The sequence below is a fragment of the Occallatibacter sp. FHG110214_02 genome, from assembly GCF_059115385.1.
On the sequence record NZ_JBZYWK010000017.1, the window covers coordinates 20856 to 40751 of the forward strand.

Here is a 19896-nt window from a genome sequence, read left to right on the forward strand (position 1 = left end):
TAATCGGGCCGCCGTTATTCTTGATTGGCTGCAGGGAGAGAGTTCATGAGCGAGATTGGGGCTTTGCGTAAACAGTTGGTCAAACTGCTCAGCAGTGGTGAAGCGCATGCGGAGTTTGAAGATGCCATCGCTGATTTTCCAGTAGAGTTGCGTGGTAAGCGGCAGGATGGCTCGCCACACTCACCATGGGAGCTGCTGGAGCATATGCGTCTAACACAGTGGGACATCCTTGAGTTCAGCCGCGATCCCAAGCATGAGTCGCCGAACTGGCCGGAGGGGTATTGGCCGGCTTCACCTGAGCCTCCTGACGCGAAAGCCTGGGACAAGTCGGTTCACGCTTTTCTCGCAGATCGCAAAACGCTGGCAGAGATTGTGGCAGATGAGTCTACGGATTTGTTTGCGCGGATTCCACATGGAACGGGGCAGACTTTGCTGCGGGAAGCGCTGTTAACTGCTGATCATAATGCCTATCACTTGGGGCAGTTGTTGCTTGTGCGGCGCATGCTGGGTGCGTGGCCTGCGTGAGTTAGGTTATGTTTGCGATGTTTGCGTGAGGCGCATTGCAACGGCTTCTACAATCTGCTCTTGAACTTCTTCGATGGATAAGTCGCCTTCAATGACAACAACGCGATTCGCGTCACGCGTAGCGATTTCGCGGTATTTTTGCCACACGCGGCTGTAGAAGGCATCCTTCTCCTGCTCAAAGCGGCTTTCGTCTTTGCCTTCGCTGGCCTGTACGCGGTCATTGCGGCGGCGCGCGCGCTCCAGGCTTTTTTCAAGGGAGGGAAGCAGCAGTAGTGTCAGATCGGGTTGCAGGTTTCCGCAGACAATGCGGTGCATCTCCAGTACAACCTCTGAACCAAGCTCTCGGCCGCCGCCTTGGTACGCTTCGGTGGAGTCGGTGAAGCGGTCACAGAGAACGGTTTTGCCGGCTGCCAGTGCCGGTTCAATTACATCGGCAATCGCCTGTGCGCGGTCGGCGAACATAAGCGCCATCTCAGTTAGCGGAGCAAGGCCTGCGGAGCGGGAATCGAGTAGCAGGGCTCGGATTCGGTCGCCAGTTTCCGTGCCTCCGGGCTGACGTGTCACCACGGGCTCGACGCCCCGCTTCTGCATCCATGCGGCAAGGCGCTTGAGCTGCGTTGTTTTTCCTGAACCGTCCAAACCTTCCAGTGTGATGAACAAGCCCCATGGCATGGCGTGAGTTTAACATTTCACGGTGCCTATGACCGAGTAATGCGCCGGGCAGTTCGAAGGCATTTCCGAGAGGAACTATTTTAAGGCAAAGTAAATTGACCGCGACTTCCGCACCCGCATTGCGCTAAAAGAGGGAGGTTCATGTGAAAGAACGGAGAACATTTCCCCCATGGAGTTAGCAGTGAAGTTTGTTGGTTGTTCCCCTCATATTTTTTGCACAGTGTTTGTTGGCGCAGTGCTGGCGTCCGCCACCAGCCTCTGGGCGCAGAGCCTGACGATTGAAGGCCAGACAGGAGGGTTCGTTACGCCTACGGCCTACGTCGTTCCGTCAGGAAAGAAGCAGATCTTCTCGCACCCTGTTATGGGATATTACTTTCTCAATACCGACAAGGTGATTGGCGATGTTCACAACTTCAGCATTGAGGAAGGCATTGCTAATCGTGCTGAGTTTGGTTACACGCGCAACGTGCATGTGACGGGCGACTCGACAGCCTTCAGCAGTTTGTGGCACTACGCGGGTATGAATGTTTTTAATGGCAAAGTGACGGTGGTCAAGGACGGGCAGGGAACTCCGTTGACTCCGGGACTGGCTGCGGGCTTTGTAGTTCGTACGGGAGATAAGTATGTCTCCGGAGCGATTGGGCAGGCGCTTGGCGGCCCGCTTAAGTCTTATACCAATGAGGATTTGTATCTGGTAGCCACCAAAACATGGGCGCATAAGCCTATTCCGTTTATTGCGAATCTTGGCTTCAAGGCTACAAATGCTTCTATTCTTGGTATTGGCGGTCAGTCCACGCGATACCAAGGACGGCTTTTTGGCGGGCTTGGTATTCCAGTGCCGGGGCCACTACATACGATTATTGTTCCTGCAGCGGGCTTTTTGCAGCAGCCTTCTCGCTCGGTCAACCTTGGATATTTGCTGGCGGGTGGCGGCGGGCGGCTGTCCACCACCATGGATTACGCTCTGCGTGTGACGCAGCGCGAAAACCCGCACTTCAGCGTTGGTGTGGGGGTGGGACAGGTGGCCGGTATGATTGGCGAAACCGAGGTGCTGACGCCGCAAGGACCGGCACTGGCCCCCGTCAATCTGGAGGCTCGCAAGATCTTTGGCCTGAGTCTTGGACTGCGGTACTGATATGCTTAGCAGGCGCTGGTATTATCGTTCCCAAAGAGACGTATCTTATACAATTCATAAGATTTTCGCTGTCAATTGCAACTTCCCGCCGCCACCTGGGTTCTAACCCAATAGCCTGTGGACGCACGCGGGCTTACATGTATCAGGAGGACCATAGATTTATGAAACTTTTCCGTTCCGCACGCTGGCTTTTGCTGGTGTTACTGCTTCCCTTGATTCCCGCAACGAAGGCGCATGCGGGCGTGTTTATCAGCGTGAACTTTGGGCCTCCTGTACTGCCCGTTTACGTGCAGCCTATCTGCCCCAGCCCCGACCTCATCTGGACGCCGGGTTACTGGGCCTACGGTCCGGACGGTTATTACTGGGTCCCGGGTGCCTGGGTTCCGGCTCCTTATGTAGGTGCCCTTTGGACTCCGCCGTACTGGGGATATGAAAACAGCCTCTACATCTTCCATCCCGGTTACTGGGGGCCGCACGTTGGCTACTACGGTGGCATTAACTATGGCTTCGGTTACATGGGTGTCGGCTTTGTCGGCGGCATGTGGGGCGGCGGACACTTCCGCTACAATACGGCTGTGATGAACGTGAACCGTACATATGTTCGCAATGTGTATGAGGATCGTACGATTGTGCAACGCAATATGGTTATGAATGACCGCCGCGTTGCCTTCAGCGGCGGCCCCGGTGGTATCAACCATCCGCCTTCTGTCGCAGAGCGCTCTTACATGAACGAGCGCCATGTGGCTCCGACAAGCTTCCAGCAGCAGCATATGCAAACAGCGCGCAACGACCGCTCGTCCTATGCCAGGGTCAACAACGGCCGTCCGCAGAACCTTGTGGCTAATCGCCCGCTGCAGGCGGAAAACCACGCGAACCCCGGTGCGAACCGTCCGACCTTCAACGAAGCGCGCCCGGCGAACAACTCGGTTCCGGCCAATCGCCCCGGGTTCAATAACAACAATGAACGGTCTGGTAATCAGGCTGCCAGCCGTCCAGCGTTCAATCAGACGCAGCGTCCGACGGCGAATCAGCCGACGCAGCGGCAGAACTTCAACCAGCAGGCTGAGCGTCCGACTGTGAACCAGCAGCGGCCCAGCTTTAACCAGCCGCAGCAGTCAAGGGAGAGCTTCAGCCGTCCAGCGGCTCCTCAACAGCATTATTCGGCTCCGCAGCAGCACTCGGCTCCGCATGGGCCGCATGGAAGATAAGTTCTTTCTGTAAATACAAACTACAAAGGCCCACGAAATTTCGTGGGCCTTTGTAGTTTGTACGGAGCACACTATTTGTTAATATTTTTCGCATTGCGTATTCCGAGCATCTCCATTTCAATTCCGCCGAACTCAGGATGCTCATTCTCTCGGATACGATAGGCAACGTCTACCACGCTTCCTTCGCGCACATTCCTATCTGCACAGCGCGCGGCCCAATCCCAGCCTATACACTTCATGGCTCCTGCGCTGGATGCGTGGCCTGAAAGTTCAAGACGTATGTGCCGTTCCTTCATGATGCGGGGCGCGGAACATACGCGCACGCCGCGCGCAAGAAACGCAGGCTCAGGATTGCCATGCCCCAGCGGTTCCAACTTACGCAGCCACCCGACCAGAACGGGCGTGATGCGCTCAAGCGGAAGATCGGCATGAATGCGCAGAAGTTGTTCCGGTTCGCGACCGGCAAGCTTTTCACTGGCATGCTTTACAAGCCGTTTCTTCAGTTCTGGAAGCTTCTCCGCAGGCAGTGCAAAGCCCACCGCAAAGGCATGACCACCAAAGCGTGTGAAGATATCCGCACATGTTTCAATTGCTTCCAGCAGAGGAAAACCATCCACCGAACGGCCCGATCCATGCGCTATGCCATCTTCCACGCTTACAACAATTGCAGGTTTGGCTGCGCGTTCCACAACACGTGAAGCAAGGATGCCAATCACACCGCGGTGCCAGTCTTCGCCATCGACGACGAGTAGCGGAGCTTCGCACAGTTCAGAATCTTCCGCCAGCCGACGCTCAATCTGTGCAAGAGCCGTGGCTTCGGTATCACGTCGCTGCTTGTTCAACACTTCCAGCTTGTCAGCCAATTCGCAGGCGCGTCCTTCATCGCGAGTTGTAAACAGTTCCACAACTTCTGAGGCAATATCCATGCGCCCTGCCGCATTGATGCGTGGGCCAATACGGAAGCCTATATCAAAGCCGGTGAGCGCCTTTGATGTTGGGTCGAGCTTTGCCACGTTGAACAACGCACGCAGTCCTGCGCCAACTGGCTTACGCAGTTCACGCAAGCCCAGCGCTGCGATGACTCGATTTTCTCCGCGTAGAGGAACGGCATCGGCAATTGTGGCGATTGCCGCCATTTTTAGAAAGCTTGGCAGAATCTTTTCTCGCGCTCTCGCGGCATCGCGCCGCTCCAGCAATGCTTGTGCTAACTTGCAGGCAATAGCAGCGCCGCAGAGTGATTTCTCTGGATATTGGCAACCTGGTTGATTCGGATTCAGAATTGCGGTTGCACAGGGCAGGGGATCGCTTGCGCTAGGCAGGTGATGGTCGGTGATGATGAGGTCGAGGCCAATTCGCTTTGCTGTTTCCGCCTCTGCAACGGCGCGCATGCCAGTGTCTACTGTGATGACAAGCCGCACGCCATCTGCATAAGCAGACTCAAGCACGCTCGACTGCAGCCCGTAGCCCTCGCGCAGCCGATGTGGTACGTGAAAACGTACTACGCCGCCAAGCATTTCGATGGCGGTCTTCATCAGAACAACGGCTGTCGTACCATCTACGTCGTAGTCTCCGTAAAGCAGAATAGGCTCGTGCTGTGCTATAGCGCGTTCAACACGAGCAACTGCCTCGTTCATGCCGAGCATGAGCATAGGGGCATGCAACTGGTCTGTTGAGGGGTTTAAAAAGGCGTGTGCAGCAGGTGCATCCGAAATACCGCGAGCAATGAGAAGTTCAGCCAGCACCAGCGGCAAATGTGCAGCTTTTGCCAGAGTCTCTGACTCCTGCATGTGTGCAGGCTCCATTATCCATCGCTGCCGAATCGTCATAGTGCTGTCTGTGCCATAGTTCGCTTCGGCTAATTGCCAATATGCCGGAAGGCTTTTGGCTCAATCCGGCACATTGCTAACTTCTCCCATCGAGAGGAACGCAAAGGCGCTCTGGTGCGTGAAGCGCAGTTCCTAAGATGGCTAATCTTCGTCGTCGTGGTGGTGATGGTCGTCGATGACGATGTCGCGGAAGCTTTCGATGTCTTCAAGTAGCGATTGATAGCGCTCATACCACTCAGTGGTGGTTTCATGCAGAAAGACAAGCCCCTGATAGACAAAGCCAAGCTGAATATAACCGAGCATTCCGGAATATTTACGCAGCATCTCCGCTTCGACAAGTTCAGTGGCTTCTTCGTCAGGATAGTTCATCTCCCCGGCTTCCTCCACCAGTGCGTCGAGTTCTTCGCGCTCCAGTGTTATTTCGCTGAAGGTTACAAAGGGAGCGCCAACATGCTTGGCCATCTCCACAAAGTCCTTCCACGAGTCCGGGTTGTCTTTGCCATCCCACAGAACGGTGGGAACTTCTTCGGTGACAAAGCCGGGTACGCGGAGCAGTCCATGGCCTTCAATGAAGGCCACCATGTCGTCTTTAAGGGCAAGCAGATTATCTTTACTCATACTCTGGTCTTCATTCTCGCAGATGGGGCCCCGGTTGTGGAAAGTTAAGGGCGAGTGACGAAGGATAAGGGACGAAAAGTCAGCGAATGTAGTAAGAAGAATCCGCTCCTCGTCCTTCGTCACTCATCCCTCGCTCTTGCTTTACTCTCGAATCAGGAGGATTTTTCCCTTTGCCCGTTTTCGAGCATCATGTTTTTGTCTGTCTCAATAATCGCCCCGCAGGTGCGCCGCGTCCGTCCTGTACTGTGGATGGCACCAGTGAGATTCTTACCCAGTTGCAACAGAATGTGAAGGCCGCGAATCTTGGCTCTCGCGTGCGCATCAACAAAGCGGGCTGCCTGGATCAATGCGAGCACGGCCCAACTATTGTTGTGTATCCCGAATCTGTCTGGTATGGACACGTAACGCCCGCCGATGTAGCGGAGATTGTGCAGGAGCATTTGGTCAACGGCCGTCCAGTCGAGCGCCTGCGCCTTGCCGACGAGTGCATCAATACGAAATCCTGTCCGCACCGCGGTTGAAGGTTTCTAACAAGAGAATTCGAGATTGCTGCAGCTTCGGTAGCACAATGAAAATCGCTGTAAGGCCGCACCGGCTAGCAGAGATTACCCTGGAATGCGGCTCGTGGGCAGCATTGTGTACATAGATGGCCCCAATGCGCTATTCTGAACCTTAACTCATGATCTTTTCCCGCGAATACATCGGCTACCTGGGTAAGCGTACGGTCAAGCACCTCATCGAGGCCAAGTTCATCACCACCAGCAACTTGCCTGCGACGGAGGAGCGTGTGTCCAATGCGTTGATTGACGAACTTTCGCTAGAAGACCGCATCAATGAAGAAGTGCGCGTGATTCTTGAAGCGTATTCGGAAGAGATGCGCAAATCCGGCGCACAATACGCTGAGATGTTCAAGAAGGTGAAGAATGAACTCGCGCGCAAGTACAAGGCGGTGCTGTAGCCATGAGAATCAGCCGCGACAAGCTCAATAAGCTCGCACATACCGTTGCCGATACGCTGGCGGAAATCGACGAAGTTGGCTTCATGGAAGACCGCAATACGATTCGCCAAGAAGCGCGCAAGGCTCTTGAATCTCTGCTGAATGAAGAAGCCAAGATTGACGCTGCTGCTCGTGCGAAGATTACCTCCCAGCGTAAAATCATTCTGGAAGGCACGCAGGAGTGGGAGATCCTCTATCGCAAGTACTATAACGAGGAAGTACGCAAGCTGGGTATTTAGCTCCCTGCGCAGCCCATTGGCTTAGAGCCTTTTTTTTGATAAAGTAGTGAGAGCGGCTAAACGATTCCGTTTCAGCCATCCCCGCAAAGTGTGGCGCTATCGTCTAGGGGTTAGGACGTGAGATTCTCAATCTTAAAACACGGGTTCGATTCCCGTTAGCGCTACCAGCTAATTTTTGTATTTTCTATGCTTAAACCCCTGAAAAATATATGAGTTACAGGAATTCGATAAACCTCATAAGGTTTCTCAAACTCCTCTTGCATAGCTCCTAGAGGCACCCCCCAGTCTCTGAGAACTGGCTATTCAGTTGGCAGAACGTTCCTTGAAACCTACTGTATCCGAAACCAGCTCGATTAGGCCCATGATGAATTGACGGCCTGTCTATTACTCCAGGCTTTCCAGGTTCTCACTCAGTTGCTCTGCTGTTAGCTAGTAGCGGTGCTCTTTCACGCCTCTGTGAAGTTGGCTTGCCATACGTTCATAGCGGACGCGCGCTGCTGACGATTCGGCATTTTTGGCCATTTGTTCCAGTTCAAGCTTGGAAGGTTTCAGGAATAGCGGCAGGTTCTGCCAATAGAACTTCAGGTTGTCTGACTTCCAGTTGGCATAGGTTTTGTCCCAGGATTTTCCGGATTCGCCTGCAAAGACAAGATTGGAAGGATTTAGGGCACGGCGTGCATTCTGGAATCGGCAATCTATGGAGAGACGCATCTGTCGCGAGATATTTGGTGAAGCGGCGTGAACGGTCAGGCTGTGAAAAATCAACACATCGCCTGCGTTGATGCTTCCCCCAGTCCACTCCTGGTCTGCGATGACGCCTATCGGTATCTCTGGGACATGAAGGTTTTCCCTCTGGTGCTGGTGGATACCGTGGCGATGTGAGCCCTCGATAATTTGTAATGGCCCGGTTTCGACTGGGCAATCATGCAGCGGAATCCAGACGGTAAAGAATTCAGGGTCGCCTCCCATGAACTCGTAATCCTGATGCGGGTGGACTACAAGACGCTCGCAGTTGGGGAAGATCAAGCGACCGATAGGCTTGGGGTGGACCAGCACTTCATCGCCCACGAGCATTTGCATAGTTTTTCGCAAGGCGAGCTGATGCGGTAGCGTGTGAAATGATTCGAGGTTGAAAACCTGCTGATACACATGCTTGAAGACCGGGTCGGGATCACCAAACGCAACGCCATCCGCGGGGATGTGGTCCAGAGGGTCAAAGGATGGATTGAGCCATTGGGCGGCATGGAGCAAGGTTGTAACGTCTGCGAGAACAGACCGAACGGCATCCTGTGGCAGCAGATTGCGGATGAGCGCGTAGCCTTTTGAGTTAAGCTGATTACGCAGTGACTCGGGGCTAAGGGATTCCATCTGCAGTTCATGGAAATTCTTCATGTGTGTCTCTCCTGCACGGCAATCTGTTCCGTGGATGCTGTAGTTACAGTAGTGTGAGAGACACAATGAAGTGTCTTTGGCTCGTTTGCTGTTTGTCACTTGAATGTCATTCAAAAAACAGCTAGAGACGATGACATTTGTATGACCGCTCCATGACAAAGATACGTCGAACTCCGACTAGCCTTGCAATAGTCGTTCCCTTGCTTAAATGCAAGTTGCATGTAAATACGGAATTGTTGATGCGAGAGCGGCTTGCTCCTGCAGTAGGAGAGTGAATACGTAATCATGGATGCTCCCTCTTGCTTATCTTTGCCCGGACAGAAAGAGGACCGGAAGGCTTCTGCTCGAGCGCAGGAAGCGTTGCTTTGTGATATGGCGCTGGGTATTCGCCGCTCGTTCTATCCGCTTGGCTTTGAGGTGGAAATCCTTACCAACGATGCCAGAGTTATGGAGACGGCTGAACAAAGTTTTGGACATAATTGCATACGGCACGGAAACTCTGGGTTGCAAATACGAGTTGGCGTAACAAAAGATGGAGCTACGCTGTGCCCGCAGGAGCCTACTCGTCGCGAGTATGACCATTTGTATTCGCTTGTTGCAGATCAGAAGAACCAGGCTTTGCTGGACTTGCAAACTGGAACAAACTTTACATGGCTGAATGAATGTGCGGTGGAGAATCGGCTCTATTTTCAACGGAATTTTCTGGAGAAGGTTGTCTACCTGCTATTGGGCTCGTTTGTCGTAACAGACCTACATGCCGGATGTGTCAGCCGAAATGGAAAAGGTGTTTTGCTGTGTGGCGATTCAGGCGCTGGCAAGTCAACACTTTCTTACGCTTGTGCACGAGCGGGATGGATCTACACGTCTGATGATACGGTGTATTTCGTGAATGCTTCCGAGTCATTGCGCGTGGTAGGGCACGCGCATCGAGTACGCTTTCGTCCGGCAGCGAAGGAGCTGTTTCCAGAGCTAGCGCATCACTCGATTACTTCGCGCATAGAAGGGAAGCCGTCGATTGAAGTTCCGGTTAGTGATTTGCCTGCAATCAAGTCGTCAGCGGAAGCTGATATTTTCGCGGTAGTGTATCTCAGGCGCTATCCGGAGGCGAAAAGGGGATTAAAGAGACTGCCGCGAGGCAGTGCGACAGATCGGATGTGCGACGAGCTTTATTCGGCAGGAAGTATTCGTGCGAGGCATGCGCTTATTCTGAAACGATTTGCTGATGTGCCTAGCTATGATTTGCACTACTGCTCCTTGGACGAAGCGATTGCAGAGTTGGAAAATCTGATGGACGAGCTCTGACTATATATGACGTGAGAAGAGAATGCGATACCGCATCTTAGCGTATTGGCATTGGTTTCCGGTTACTTCGGTAGTAGGTCTTCTATGATTTGTGCGGCATTATCGAGTCCGTCATGCGTGCAGAGCTGCTGTTGTAAATTTTCTGCGGTATGGCGGTAACGCGGTTCACTGAGCAGCTTGGCTAACGCATCGCGAATATGACCTGCAGAGCGGCTCTTTGCGGAAAGTACTTCAGCGACTCCGAGTCTGGACAGGTTTGCAGCGATGGCAGGCTGATCCAGCGTGATGGGAAGTGCGAGCATTGGCTTGCCGTTCCTCAGAGTTTCAAGAACGGTGTTGGGGCCTGCATGTGTGACGACGAGGTTTGCATGTTGCAACAACTCAAGCTGTGGAGCGTTGCTGACGACTATTGCATTTCCCGGAAACTGGGGTAATTCCGTCGAGTCGCGAGTTCCTCCAAAGGTAATCGCTGCCTGCAAGTTCAGTTGTTCGCAGGCTTCTGCGATTTTATAGAAGAGTTCCGGGTTGCCCTTCCGCGTTGTTCCCAGCGAAACATACACGAGGGGGCGATCATCAAGACGTTCCCAGGGAAAGTTCACGATGGGCCTTGACTCTACATCTATGAAAGGGCCGGCATAGAAGAAGCGCGGAGGTAGCTTGTGACGTGGAATATCGAGGCACTGAGGCCATTGTGTAATGTGTGCAAGCTCCGGGAATGTTTTGCCGATGTTGCAAATTGATTGCAGTTCAAGCTGCTTTCTGTACTTGTCTAGACTCCGGCGCACTGGACCGCGCATACGAAGTACAGAGACCTCCAGCAGCTCCTTGCGTAGATGCTCCCACCAATAGGTTCGTGGCTCGATGAAGCGAGGCGCCTTCCAGCCGAAGTTGTGCGGAATGGTGGTCGAAACAATGAAATAAGGAAGACGCATCATCTCGGCCACGCTGGGCCCAGCGAGGGATATTTCTCCTATCAAGAGCGTATCTACACCTGAGGCTCGTATGGCAGCGGGATATGCTTCAAGAAAATGCCGCATTTCCTCATTGACGCGCTGGAGACGGGAGCGAATCTCGGCAAGCGGGGAGATGGGATGGTTGTTGGACTTGCCTATGTGAGTAGAGGATGCGTCGGCTGTGACTGCTGCATCCATCGCGAAGTATTCCAGACCATGTTGGCGAACTTTCTGCTCCATGTCTGGCTGTTGAAAGACTGTAACGCGATGTCCGCGTGATACGAGTCTTCTTGATAGCGCCAAGAGCGGGTTGAGATGTCCTGCCCCCTTGTAGGCCAGCAGTCCGAAGTGTGCCACTTATCTTCTCCCGATGCCGCTAGTGGATTGTTCCAGCCAAGTTTCTCTGTTGCAGAAAGCATCTGTCTCCATCCAGCGGAGCGAACGTCCGCTCATCTGAACCTGTCCGGTTCCCAGAATGGCTTCAGCACTTTGCAGCAAATCTTTTATGGGAGCACGTAACCATCGCAGATGTCCGTTGACCCAAAGTGGATTGAGCCCCTCCGTTGAATATGCAGGCAGATGCCGGTAGACATTATCGGAAGCGAGTTGGATGCACCCGTGAATCATCACGAACTCAATATGTTCCATCGAAAGCGACTGCAATCTTTTGGCAACAGATTGGCCTGTGTCTCGAATGGCAATCAGGTCTGCGACACCGCCAAGGCGAATGGCTCCTTCGCCACTCCGTAGACGAAGGACGGAGGCAGCGGCTTCTGTAACCATGTGGTATGCATCGGATGGAATGACATCGCAATGCTGAATGGCAAATCGAACTTCATCCAGCAAGTCGCCGGTCGCAGTGATAGGTGAGTCATTCCCCAGAGCTACATTTGCAATGCTGCGACGCTGCATCTGCGGCATTCGTCCGAAGAGGAAGTGATTGGATGAGGGACATACGATGAGCGAAGCTTTGCATTGTTGCACAAGCGCGATGCCGTCGTTATCAATTGCCAGGCCATGCACAAGCACCGTGTTTGCATCTAGAACCCCGAGGCGGTCGAGTGTAAAGACCTCCTCGACTGCCACGCTGTCAAGACCTTCGCACGTGTGAACGATGAATGCACTTCCTGCAGGTGTTGCAGCATGTTTCCGACGAATATCGCCACCAAGTGCGACGGAGTGAGCCCATCCGAATCTCTGCAGGACCTGAATCGGAAAGTCACCCCGTTGTAACTGCGGCCAGAGAGTGTCATGATGGCAGACTGTCGTTACGCCGCAGAAAAGATTGCGGAGCCCTCCCCACCAGAGACGAACGTCGCGAGGTACGGCATTGTAGTGCGCTATTACGTCGGCGTTGCAATTGTGGATGTCCTCTCCCCACTCGATATAGTTTCGATACGGAGGATTGCCTAGACGCGGGTGCAATGCGAAATGTAAGTGGTCATGTGCGTTGATGAGTCCGGGCATGATGAGAAAATCGCTCATATCGATAGCGATATATTCGGAAGGAGGTATCGCTGTTTGGTCTTGGAAGATATGGGTAATCCTCCCCTCTGCGACTCTCAGGGAGGCAGGAGTATTTTTATCCACAGAGAACACGCAGCGGCATCCTTGAAGCTGGATAGGCATATGCGTCTCCGTCAATCTTGCAGGATTACGCATTCTTCCTCGCAGAGTAAATGCGGAAACGTGCCGGTTCGCGCCTCCCGCGCAATCTGGCCATCCAGGGGCGCATGGCCCATTTCCACCCATGCCAGGGCCGATGAACGGCCCATTGAATGGAAAGAGCTTGTTCCAAATTGCACAGTCGTTTTTTGGTCAGGTATTCAAGACTTTTTACGGAATCGGATGCTGTCCCAAAGCGCTGCAGAAAGGCTGTATGCTTCTCTGCGATCATTTGTCTTCCGCTCTCTTCGCGTGAGTACGATGGCGTATCGCTGATAACAACGAGGCCTCCAGGCCGCAGGCAGCGCAGGGCCTCACGCAGTGTAAGCTCATAGTCTTCCGCGTAATGAAACGAGGCATTGAAGATAACTGCGTCAAACTGTTCCTTAGAGAAAGGCAGACGCGATAGCTCAGCCTGAAACCTTAAGATAGGTGCGGATAGGTGGCGGTTGAAGTGTGTAGCGGCGCCTAATCCATCTTGTTTGTTTGTAAGTAAATCGATAGCTATGGGCGTATAGCCAGCGTTTGTGAGACGGTAGCTCATCCAGCAGTTGCCCGCACCAAGGTCGAGAACCAAGCCGCGACTACGCAGCGGCTTCAATACATGTTTGATGAGGCATTTGTAACTCCTTGAGCGTATTTTCCATTGCGCATTGTTGCGTCCGGTAATGTCTCTATAGGGCAATGAAAGATAAAAACTTTCGAGTTGACTGCCGCGGCCTTCCGCAGTGCGGATAAGTTCGTATTCCTGTATGAAGCGTTCGTAATATGTGCGTCGTTCCGGGGCCAATGCTTGTATGATGCCGTTGCAGTTCTTGAATTGAAAGTCACACTTTGGACAAACGTAACCTTCTGTATCGGCTCTGCAGCATGGGCATTGCAGCAAGACAATATGGTTCGCTGCAGCGACGCGGGCTTCATCCAGCAGGTCCGCTTCACGAGGATGTAGAGGCGTTTCCATCTACGCCTTCCCGGATGAAGTTAACTGCTCCACGGAGACGATGACCGAATCTGCAAGCAGATGCGTCTGCTCTGAGAAGATAAAAGCACCGGAGACGCGATTCGAGGGTTCCATCTCGTAGACTTTCTGCCATAGGTCTTGGCAATGAGTGCCTGCATCATGTGGTTTTGGCTGAGACCAGGAATCTACTTCCGCGTGCAATGCCTCGCGCACGGCGCGATAAAACTCCGTTGTATAAGCAGCCTTGAACATGATGCAGAGGTCATCGCTATCAACCCAGTTGCGCTTTATCCCAAGTTGAGCCTGTACACGCTGATAGAAAGAAGTTCCCGGCAGAGGATAGGAAAAAGAGATCCCAATGTCGTCAGGCCGCAGTGTGCGGACAAGCATGATTGTCTGCTGAAGTTCTGCCCATGTTTCACCGGGATAGCCGAATTGCAGAAAGAAGCAGCAACGAATGTCGGCATCAAATAGACGACTCCGTGCAATGTTCACTTGTTCCAGTGTGATGCCTTTGCTCATGGCATCGAGAATCGCCTGTGAGCCCGATTCGACTCCCATCCACACTTCTGCACAGCCCGCTGCCTTGAGATGCAATACAGTATCTTCGCGCATGAGGTCGGCACGTGACTGTACTTTGAACGGTATCGCTGCATTTCGCTTTGTCACTTCTTCGGCGAGTTCTTCAATCCAGTGGTGATTTAGTGCAAACACATCGTCACTAAACCAGATATGGTCCACTCCTGCCTGCTTTAGCTGAGCCATCTCTTCCGCGACGGCTGATGCTGCGCGTAAATGGAAACGATTCTCAGAGATAGGCTTGGCGCACCAGTTGCACTGAAAGGGGCAGCCGCGACTAGCTGCCATATTGGTCGAAAAGTATCCGTGCGCCTTAACCCATGCTTTGCGATAGGGCTCCAAATCTATGAGGTGACGTGCGGGTGGCACAAGGTGAGTCCATTCCGGGTTCTTCGCCAAGCGTTGTGGGCTTCTGACCATCCTATGATTGTTGTCGAGTCGGACAAGCCCATCCAAGTCTGGTATCTCACTTCCTTGTAGAAGAGATGAGCACAGATGCACAAGCGTATTTTCAGCTTCCCCACAGAGCACATAGTCGAAGCCGTGTTCAAGAAACAGGTGCGGGTTGTCTGTAGAGTCGGAGCCATGCACGATGAGCACGGCTCCTATCTCCGAAGCGGCCCGGGCGATTTGCCAGGCAACCTCTCGCATACGTGAGAGGCACATCTTGGAAAGAAAGTTGAAGTCGTCTTCGTAGATGGCAACGATTGCTGGCTGCAGGTTGCGCAACATCGCGACAAATCTTTCGCCGGGCTCTTCCAGCATGGAATCGAATACTGCCACAGATATTCCGTGGTTGAGCAAAGCCGCTGCTGCATACAATGTTCCGACCGGCGTGTAGGGTTGCATCTTGCGCAACTGCTTTGCGTCGTAGGGAAGGTGATAGGAATGTGTCAGCAGGACGTCAGCCAAGATTCACCCCGGTTGTTGTTTTTTGGTTTATCTGGGAAATGTGTACTGTGTGCTTCGTGGCTTCAGGGCTTATTTTTCCGGTAAGATGGCCAAGCTTCTCACGCTTGGTTGATATGTAATGTTCCGAGTATGGATTGTTCGGCACTTCCGCACTCAGACGTTCTACGATTTCAATTCCTGCAGAACTCACCGCTTGTATTTTTCTGGGATTATTCGTCATCAAGCGAAGGGAAGAGACGTTGAGAAAACGCAAAATCTCGACGGGAAGGCGGTAATCCCTGAGATCAACGGCATGACCAAGATGGAGGTTTGCTTCGAGTGTGTCAAAGCCCTGCTCCTGCAGAGCGTAGGCGCGTAACTTCTCCATTAGACCGATGCCGCGGCCTTCCTGATACTCGTAAAGCAAAACACCTTTACCTTCTTCTGCAATGACGTGCAGCGCCAGATGAAGCTGGTCATGACAGTCGCATCTAAGAGAGTGAAAGATATCCCCAGTGGTGCATTGGGAATGAATGCGAACAGCGGGTGCTCCGAAGCGAATGTCGCCTAGCACGAGCGCCAAAGCGGTTTGGGAATCTTTGCTTTTGGTTTCCGGTGCGTCATTGAAGCTCTCGAAGCCCATCATGCGAAAGTGGGCCAAAGGCGTTGGAAGGCTGATGTCCGCAATTTGTTTCAGCTTCATTCGGTAAGTTCACCTGCGTATCCTGGGCATGCGGTGTGCTGTGTCTGCACCGCTGTTGTATATCGGCAAGTCTACGAAGTTGCTGGTCCTTAGGTGTCGCCAGAATGTCTCAATGTCGTCATCGCTTTGCGGATGATGAGGATACCGGTTGTAGATGGAATGGCTAATCGTATTTGCGGCGAAATTGATAGAGTACGTGGTCGCCCAATGCCGCGAGCGGTTTAGCAAATGCGCGGTCGAATTGCTCCATGATGGAGAGCAGCCTGGGATGGCCAGATATCCATGGTTCAGCGGCACTCGGAGGAATAGCGATTCCTATGCCGATGCGCTTTTCGAGAGTGAACCATGGAGCGAAGGCCCGCAGCACGTCCATATGGCGGTGGTAGACAATTTCAAAGTTGTGCTTGGCCAGACGTGCCGGTACCCGACCGCGTTTGCGGCGTCGAAGCGCCTGATTGGGCCGTCCGTTTAGCGTCTCGACAATCATTTCTCCAGGGCAGCAGGTACCGAACAGGACCAACATGGCTGCCGCGCCGGGGCGCAACAGTTGTGCTAAGCCGCGTGCGACCGGCTGAAGTTCGGTAACACAGTTGAGTGGAGCGAAGTTTGAGAATGCACCATCGAACAACGGATGTCGGGCGGCGAGATAGCTTTCAGCGAAGCTCTCCAAGTCTTCCCCAGCGGCAAGCTCCGCAGAGCCGTCAAACGGCGCGAGCTTTTTTTCGGCAAGCTCCACCATGATAGGCGAAGGGTCAGTCAGGAGCATGTCGAAGCCATGCTGTGCGAGAAAGAGTGCATCTTCTCCAGTGCCGCCTCCGATCTCCAGGACGCGGCCTCCGGATGGAAATTGCTTGAGTAAGGCGGCGCGCACAGCTCGGCGTTGTGCGGCTACGCTTGCCCATGCACCAAAGCGCGAGTCGAATGCTTTTGCTACGGAATCGAAAGCCAGCGCAGCCGGACGCAAAGAAGAGTCTTTCACGAAAGCCTATCCTGACGCTGGCGCCATTGGTAGGATTCAACTCCATAGCGAAAGCCTTCCACAACGTGGAATTTCAGCCGTGAAAAGAAGAAGCGAAGCTGAATGCAATAACGTGCGAGCCGAGTCGATAATGTCTCGTCGCGTGAGCCGCGAACGACGATAGCCGGCAATCGATTGGGCAGGAGAGATTGCTTCATTGTCCGTTTGGCTGCAACACCTAACACCTCAAGCTCTTTTTGCAGTATCAAGTAGATTTTGGTACCCGGGGGCTGGCTGAAGACAGTGTGACGGGCGTAGATATCTACAAAGAGGCGCACAGGTGGAGGCAGGGTTGCAACAGTCCATGATGTAAGCAACTCTGGGGCGAAATCACCAAGGATGATGGTGATGAGATATGTAACGACGCCGATGGCAAGGCAGGTGTTGTTATTATGTTCTGCTTTGTGGCGAAACTCATGCCAAAAGCTGTCATCGTCTCGGCGGACAAGCACGTGCCGGTAGAACTCAAGGAGATGAGCGGCCCGTGAGAAAGGACTGCATATATCTTTGAATGCGTGCATAGCTTGACCAAGACATATGTCAATAGGAGACAACAATGGCATGGTTATACCAAACATCTCGCGGTGTATTGCACGACTTAAACGGGAGTCCTGACCCGAAGCGTTGGATTCCAGATGTAGTTCTACGCCACGATATGGAAGATCTTTGTAGAGGTCTTGAGTCGATACATTTGGCATTTCATTGATTTTGAATTCCCAGCTGTTGCCACTGACAGCAAGGAGACGATAGCCACGACGCTCAAGGATGCTGCGAGCCTCTGGTGCGGATAGTTCATCCATCAAATAATCCAGGTCGAATTGATGCCTGAGTTCCGGTCTTGGCACTGACCATGGAGCAAGAGAGATGCCTTTCATCACGGCATAGGTTAGCCCGGCTTTCTGAAATTCGCGCTGAATTGCGACAGACTCCTGCACCATGCCGTTTGTTCTTTGAGTATTATCGTGCTGGTTTTGTTGTAGTCGTGCCGCAATCTCCGGTGGAAGGGCGTCACGCAAGCCAAGCTGAGTGAAATTGTCCAGCAGATACAATGCGAGGCCGCTGGCGTCCAGCCATGGAAGTAGACGCTTCCATTCGGAGAGCGAGAGTTGCAGAAGTTGGCTGGTACTGTTGGAGGATGTGACTGAGAAGCTTTGCAGAACTGATTCGCGGATTTTCTGCTCTCTGGTTAAATTTGCAGTTCTGCTCATGGAAGAAGGGACGAGAAAAGATGGCGCAATGTGCGTCTGAATATTGATATCACGTCTCTCTTTTGAGAGAGAGAGTTCAACATTGGAGACTGGAAGCATCGTGAGTCCTTTTGTAATCGATTGGCGTTTGCAGTTGGCACATAACCGCCAACACGTGTAGGAAGACGTTATGAAGTAAAAGTAGAAAGCTTGCCGTATACAGTTGTCATACTGGGGTCAGGCTATTGTCATGGCTTTGTCAGCGGCTTGCGAAACAGGAATGCGGCTACCAGTTTCAGTCCGATATCTCTCTTGTATGCCTTGAGGCCGATTCCTTTGCTATAGAAGTTGCGTACCGATGGGCCTACCGCGCCGTCTCGGTATTGGAGAAGATGCAGGCCCGCGTCATGGGCAAGCTGGATGTGATTCCTGTGAACATAGTGCTCGATCTCATGTACGGCGCCTGATTCATCGGTAAGTGTTCGACGGTGACCGGCGCCGGCGGCATCGGGATGGAAGTCGGTCACAAAGATATACGCACCGGGCATACATACTCGAAAAAATTCCTGGTAGGCGCGCAGTGGATCAGGAATATGACCGAGGACCAGCCGCGACCACACCATATCGAAGCGATGCCGCGGAAAAGGCATGGATCGTATGTCGCCCTGAATCACATTGGACGCTCCTCCGGCGAGAAGCATCTCCCGACTAAGGTCGATACCGACAGCGTTCGGTAGAGTCCGGATTCTTCGTCCGATACCACATCCGGCGTCCAGTAGATATGTATAGGAAAGACCGCGAAGCATTTCACTAGCCAACTCGTTATCGAGCGCGCTTGTCGCGGTCTCAGTGCCATAGGTGGAAGCCCACAAACGGTAGCCATCTTGGACGCTTAACGTATCGACTGCAGACGAGATGGTGGATGGGAAGAGGGAAACTCTTGCACGCGAAGTTGCGCTTGCTAAGAGTTCTTGCAAGTATCCCATGCAGGTTGTCCTTTCTTCTGAGCGTGCCTTATTAAATGCCTGGCAATCGCTGTTGAGGAAGTTGTTCTCGTCTTCCTCATCTGTTATTGCGCAGTATCCAGTGACATTCACGTGCTAGTGCGCCAGCGTGGCGTGCAGAGAATGCGCCATTGTCTGCATGCCAGTGTGGGGCTCTGTATGGAGCCGGTAGTGGATGAGCTCTGCAATTGTAAGCATCTTCATGTGGTGCTTATTACAGAATTGAACCAGGTCCGGCACGCGTGCCATGGTGCCGTCAGCATTCATGATTTCGCAGATAACTCCTGCCGGGGTCAGGCCAGCTATTCTTGCCAGATCTACGGAGGCTTCTGTCTGTCCGGGCCGTTCCAGAACACCACGTTTGCGAGCGCGCAAGGGGAATACGTGTCCGGGCCGCACGAGGTGCTGAGGTCCAGAGTGCGCGTCGATTGCTACTCGAATTGTGTGTGCGCGGTCTTGTGCTGAAATTCCAGTTGTTACGCCATCGCGAGCTTCGATGCTCTCAGTGAACGCGGTTCCAAAGCGCGAGGTGTTCGACTGCGTCATCAGCGGAAGGCGCATTCGGTCGGCGTGCTCTTCTGTCATGCTTAGGCAGATGAGCCCGCGGCCATGCGTTGCCATGAAGTTAATCGCTTCGGGCGTGACAAACTCCGCTGCCATTGTGAGGTCGCCTTCGTTTTCGCGGTCTTCATCGTCTACGACAACGATCATGTGTCCGTTGGCAATCTCTTCAAGCGCTTCTTTTACTGTTGCAAATGGCGATTGCATCCTTTACTCACCCCGATTACGTGGCTCACTGCGCTCAGCGTCTTAGCAGTGGCGCCAGTCGCTCGATTTTACTCATCATGAATTTGACGGGCAGGTGAAGTTGTCACCGCTTTGTCGTTCTTTTGCCTTAATTCTGACTTCTACAGGCGGAGACAGCCTGTGTATCTTTGCTTTGCTGGCGGCGGGTATCGAGTGGAGGCTGCTGGAAATTTCTTGTTCGGGGTGATTGCTCATCATCTGTTAACAGTCCGCC

The 19896-nt window shown here is 53.1% G+C and carries 19 protein-coding genes, 1 tRNA gene and 1 pseudogene; 8 read left to right on the forward strand and 13 right to left on the reverse strand.

From position 1 onward, the window contains the following. Positions 1–45 precede the first annotated feature (45 nt). Entirely contained in the window at positions 46–525 is a 480-nt protein-coding gene (locus AC5S3R_RS14505; RefSeq protein WP_494267807.1) for a DinB family protein, read from the forward strand. A 6-nt stretch (positions 526–531) separates the two neighbouring features. Here AC5S3R_RS14505 and tmk read toward each other — a convergent pair whose 3' ends face one another. Then, entirely contained in the window at positions 532–1197 is a 666-nt protein-coding gene (gene tmk / locus AC5S3R_RS14510) for a dTMP kinase (protein WP_494267808.1), read from the reverse strand. A 169-nt stretch (positions 1198–1366) separates the two neighbouring features. Here tmk and AC5S3R_RS14515 point away from each other — a divergent pair, with 169 nt between their 5' ends. Together AC5S3R_RS14515 and AC5S3R_RS14520 are read left to right on the forward strand one after the other, a co-directional pair. Continuing rightward, entirely contained in the window at positions 1367–2332 is a 966-nt protein-coding gene (locus AC5S3R_RS14515) for a DUF3034 family protein (RefSeq protein ID WP_494267809.1), read from the forward strand. Positions 2333–2493: 161 nt separating this feature from the next. After that, complete coding sequence (locus AC5S3R_RS14520) at positions 2494–3540, forward strand: YXWGXW repeat-containing protein (RefSeq protein ID WP_494267810.1); 1047 nt, start codon at positions 2494–2496, stop codon at positions 3538–3540. A 71-nt stretch (positions 3541–3611) separates the two neighbouring features. Here the strand turns inward: AC5S3R_RS14520 and recJ are convergent, their stop codons facing one another. Both recJ and AC5S3R_RS14530 read right to left on the reverse strand, forming a co-directional pair. Beyond that, a complete protein-coding gene (gene recJ / locus AC5S3R_RS14525) occupies positions 3612–5327 on the reverse strand; it encodes a single-stranded-DNA-specific exonuclease RecJ (protein ID WP_494267811.1) in 1716 nt (571 codons plus the stop codon). A gap of 180 nt (positions 5328–5507) precedes the next feature. After that, on the reverse strand, positions 5508–5984 hold the full coding sequence (locus AC5S3R_RS14530) for a hypothetical protein (RefSeq protein WP_494267812.1): 477 nt from the start codon (positions 5982–5984) through the stop codon (positions 5508–5510). Between the two features lie 170 nt (positions 5985–6154). On the opposite strand from AC5S3R_RS14530, the gene AC5S3R_RS14535 reads away from it, so the two are divergent. The 4 genes from AC5S3R_RS14535 to AC5S3R_RS14550 all read left to right on the forward strand — a co-directional run bounded on the left by AC5S3R_RS14535 (position 6155) and on the right by AC5S3R_RS14550 (position 7387). Next, positions 6155–6505, forward strand: coding sequence for a (2Fe-2S) ferredoxin domain-containing protein (locus tag AC5S3R_RS14535; protein ID WP_494267813.1), 351 nt, complete (start codon positions 6155–6157; stop codon positions 6503–6505). Between the two features lie 158 nt (positions 6506–6663). Next, positions 6664–6942 carry a DUF507 family protein gene (locus tag AC5S3R_RS14540; RefSeq protein ID WP_494267814.1) on the forward strand — a complete coding sequence of 93 codons (279 nt, stop codon included), beginning with the start codon at positions 6664–6666 and terminating at the stop codon, positions 6940–6942. A gap of 2 nt (positions 6943–6944) precedes the next feature. Then, positions 6945–7220: a DUF507 family protein gene (locus AC5S3R_RS14545; RefSeq protein WP_494267815.1), complete on the forward strand. Its 276-nt coding sequence runs from the start codon at positions 6945–6947 to the stop codon at positions 7218–7220. A gap of 92 nt (positions 7221–7312) precedes the next feature. Then, positions 7313–7387 (forward strand) — tRNA-Glu (locus AC5S3R_RS14550). Positions 7388–7649: 262 nt separating this feature from the next. Here the strand turns inward: AC5S3R_RS14550 and AC5S3R_RS14555 are convergent. Next, on the reverse strand, positions 7650–8612 hold the full coding sequence (locus tag AC5S3R_RS14555) for a phytanoyl-CoA dioxygenase family protein (RefSeq protein WP_494267816.1): 963 nt from the start codon (positions 8610–8612) through the stop codon (positions 7650–7652). A gap of 285 nt (positions 8613–8897) precedes the next feature. On the opposite strand from AC5S3R_RS14555, the gene AC5S3R_RS14560 reads away from it, so the two are divergent. After that, positions 8898–9914, forward strand: a complete 1017-nt coding sequence (locus AC5S3R_RS14560) for an aldolase (RefSeq protein ID WP_494267817.1) — start codon at positions 8898–8900, stop codon at positions 9912–9914. Positions 9915–9976: 62 nt separating this feature from the next. Here the strand turns inward: AC5S3R_RS14560 and AC5S3R_RS14565 are convergent, their stop codons facing one another. The 9 genes and pseudogenes from AC5S3R_RS14565 to ribB form a co-directional block, all read right to left on the reverse strand. Then, the gene (locus AC5S3R_RS14565) at positions 9977–11224 is read right to left on the reverse strand and encodes a glycosyltransferase (RefSeq protein WP_494267818.1); all 1248 of its coding nucleotides are present in this window, start codon (positions 11222–11224) and stop codon (positions 9977–9979) included. Beyond that, positions 11225–12496, reverse strand: a complete 1272-nt coding sequence (locus AC5S3R_RS14570; RefSeq protein WP_494267819.1) for an amidohydrolase family protein — start codon at positions 12494–12496, stop codon at positions 11225–11227. It abuts the gene before it with no gap. Between the two features lie 25 nt (positions 12497–12521). Further along, positions 12522–13493: a class I SAM-dependent methyltransferase gene (locus AC5S3R_RS14575; RefSeq protein WP_494267820.1), complete on the reverse strand. Its 972-nt coding sequence runs from the start codon at positions 13491–13493 to the stop codon at positions 12522–12524. Further along, on the reverse strand, positions 13494–14984 hold the full coding sequence (locus AC5S3R_RS14580) for a B12-binding domain-containing radical SAM protein (RefSeq protein ID WP_494267821.1): 1491 nt from the start codon (positions 14982–14984) through the stop codon (positions 13494–13496). Next, positions 14977–15666 carry a GTP cyclohydrolase II gene (ribA, locus tag AC5S3R_RS14585; RefSeq protein ID WP_494267822.1) on the reverse strand — a complete coding sequence of 230 codons (690 nt, stop codon included), beginning with the start codon at positions 15664–15666 and terminating at the stop codon, positions 14977–14979. Before ribA ends, AC5S3R_RS14580 begins: the two co-directional genes overlap by 8 nt. 163 nt (positions 15667–15829) lie before the next feature. Next, positions 15830–16645: a class I SAM-dependent methyltransferase gene (locus AC5S3R_RS14590; RefSeq protein ID WP_494267823.1), complete on the reverse strand. Its 816-nt coding sequence runs from the start codon at positions 16643–16645 to the stop codon at positions 15830–15832. Beyond that, positions 16642–17991 carry a nucleotidyltransferase family protein gene (locus AC5S3R_RS14595; protein ID WP_494267824.1) on the reverse strand — a complete coding sequence of 450 codons (1350 nt, stop codon included), beginning with the start codon at positions 17989–17991 and terminating at the stop codon, positions 16642–16644. The genes AC5S3R_RS14590 and AC5S3R_RS14595 overlap by 4 nt, the downstream gene beginning before the upstream one ends. Positions 17992–18119: 128 nt before the next feature. Next, a complete protein-coding gene (locus AC5S3R_RS14600; protein WP_494267825.1) occupies positions 18120–18848 on the reverse strand; it encodes a class I SAM-dependent methyltransferase in 729 nt (242 codons plus the stop codon). Positions 18849–19028: 180 nt separating this feature from the next. Then, positions 19029–19643: pseudogene (gene ribB / locus AC5S3R_RS14605) on the reverse strand (3,4-dihydroxy-2-butanone-4-phosphate synthase); the annotation flags it as partial. Between the last annotated feature and the right edge of the window lie 253 nt (positions 19644–19896).

Coding starts and splice junctions, on each gene's coding strand:
- AC5S3R_RS14505 (WP_494267807.1), top strand. CDS start 46: ATGAGCGAGATTGGGGCTTTGCGTAAACAGTTGGTCAAACTGCTCAGC.
- tmk (WP_494267808.1), bottom strand. CDS start 1,197: ATGCCATGGGGCTTGTTCATCACACTGGAAGGTTTGGACGGTTCAGGA.
- AC5S3R_RS14515 (WP_494267809.1), top strand. CDS start 1,367: ATGGAGTTAGCAGTGAAGTTTGTTGGTTGTTCCCCTCATATTTTTTGC.
- AC5S3R_RS14520 (WP_494267810.1), top strand. CDS start 2,494: ATGAAACTTTTCCGTTCCGCACGCTGGCTTTTGCTGGTGTTACTGCTT.
- recJ (WP_494267811.1), bottom strand. CDS start 5,327: ATGCAGGAGTCAGAGACTCTGGCAAAAGCTGCACATTTGCCGCTGGTG.
- AC5S3R_RS14530 (WP_494267812.1), bottom strand. CDS start 5,984: ATGAGTAAAGATAATCTGCTTGCCCTTAAAGACGACATGGTGGCCTTC.
- AC5S3R_RS14540 (WP_494267814.1), top strand. CDS start 6,664: ATGATCTTTTCCCGCGAATACATCGGCTACCTGGGTAAGCGTACGGTC.
- AC5S3R_RS14545 (WP_494267815.1), top strand. CDS start 6,945: ATGAGAATCAGCCGCGACAAGCTCAATAAGCTCGCACATACCGTTGCC.
- AC5S3R_RS14555 (WP_494267816.1), bottom strand. CDS start 8,612: ATGAAGAATTTCCATGAACTGCAGATGGAATCCCTTAGCCCCGAGTCA.
- AC5S3R_RS14560 (WP_494267817.1), top strand. CDS start 8,898: ATGGATGCTCCCTCTTGCTTATCTTTGCCCGGACAGAAAGAGGACCGG.
- AC5S3R_RS14570 (WP_494267819.1), bottom strand. CDS start 12,496: ATGCCTATCCAGCTTCAAGGATGCCGCTGCGTGTTCTCTGTGGATAAA.
- AC5S3R_RS14575 (WP_494267820.1), bottom strand. CDS start 13,493: ATGGAAACGCCTCTACATCCTCGTGAAGCGGACCTGCTGGATGAAGCC.
- ribA (WP_494267822.1), bottom strand. CDS start 15,666: ATGAAGCTGAAACAAATTGCGGACATCAGCCTTCCAACGCCTTTGGCC.
- AC5S3R_RS14595 (WP_494267824.1), bottom strand. CDS start 17,991: ATGCTTCCAGTCTCCAATGTTGAACTCTCTCTCTCAAAAGAGAGACGT.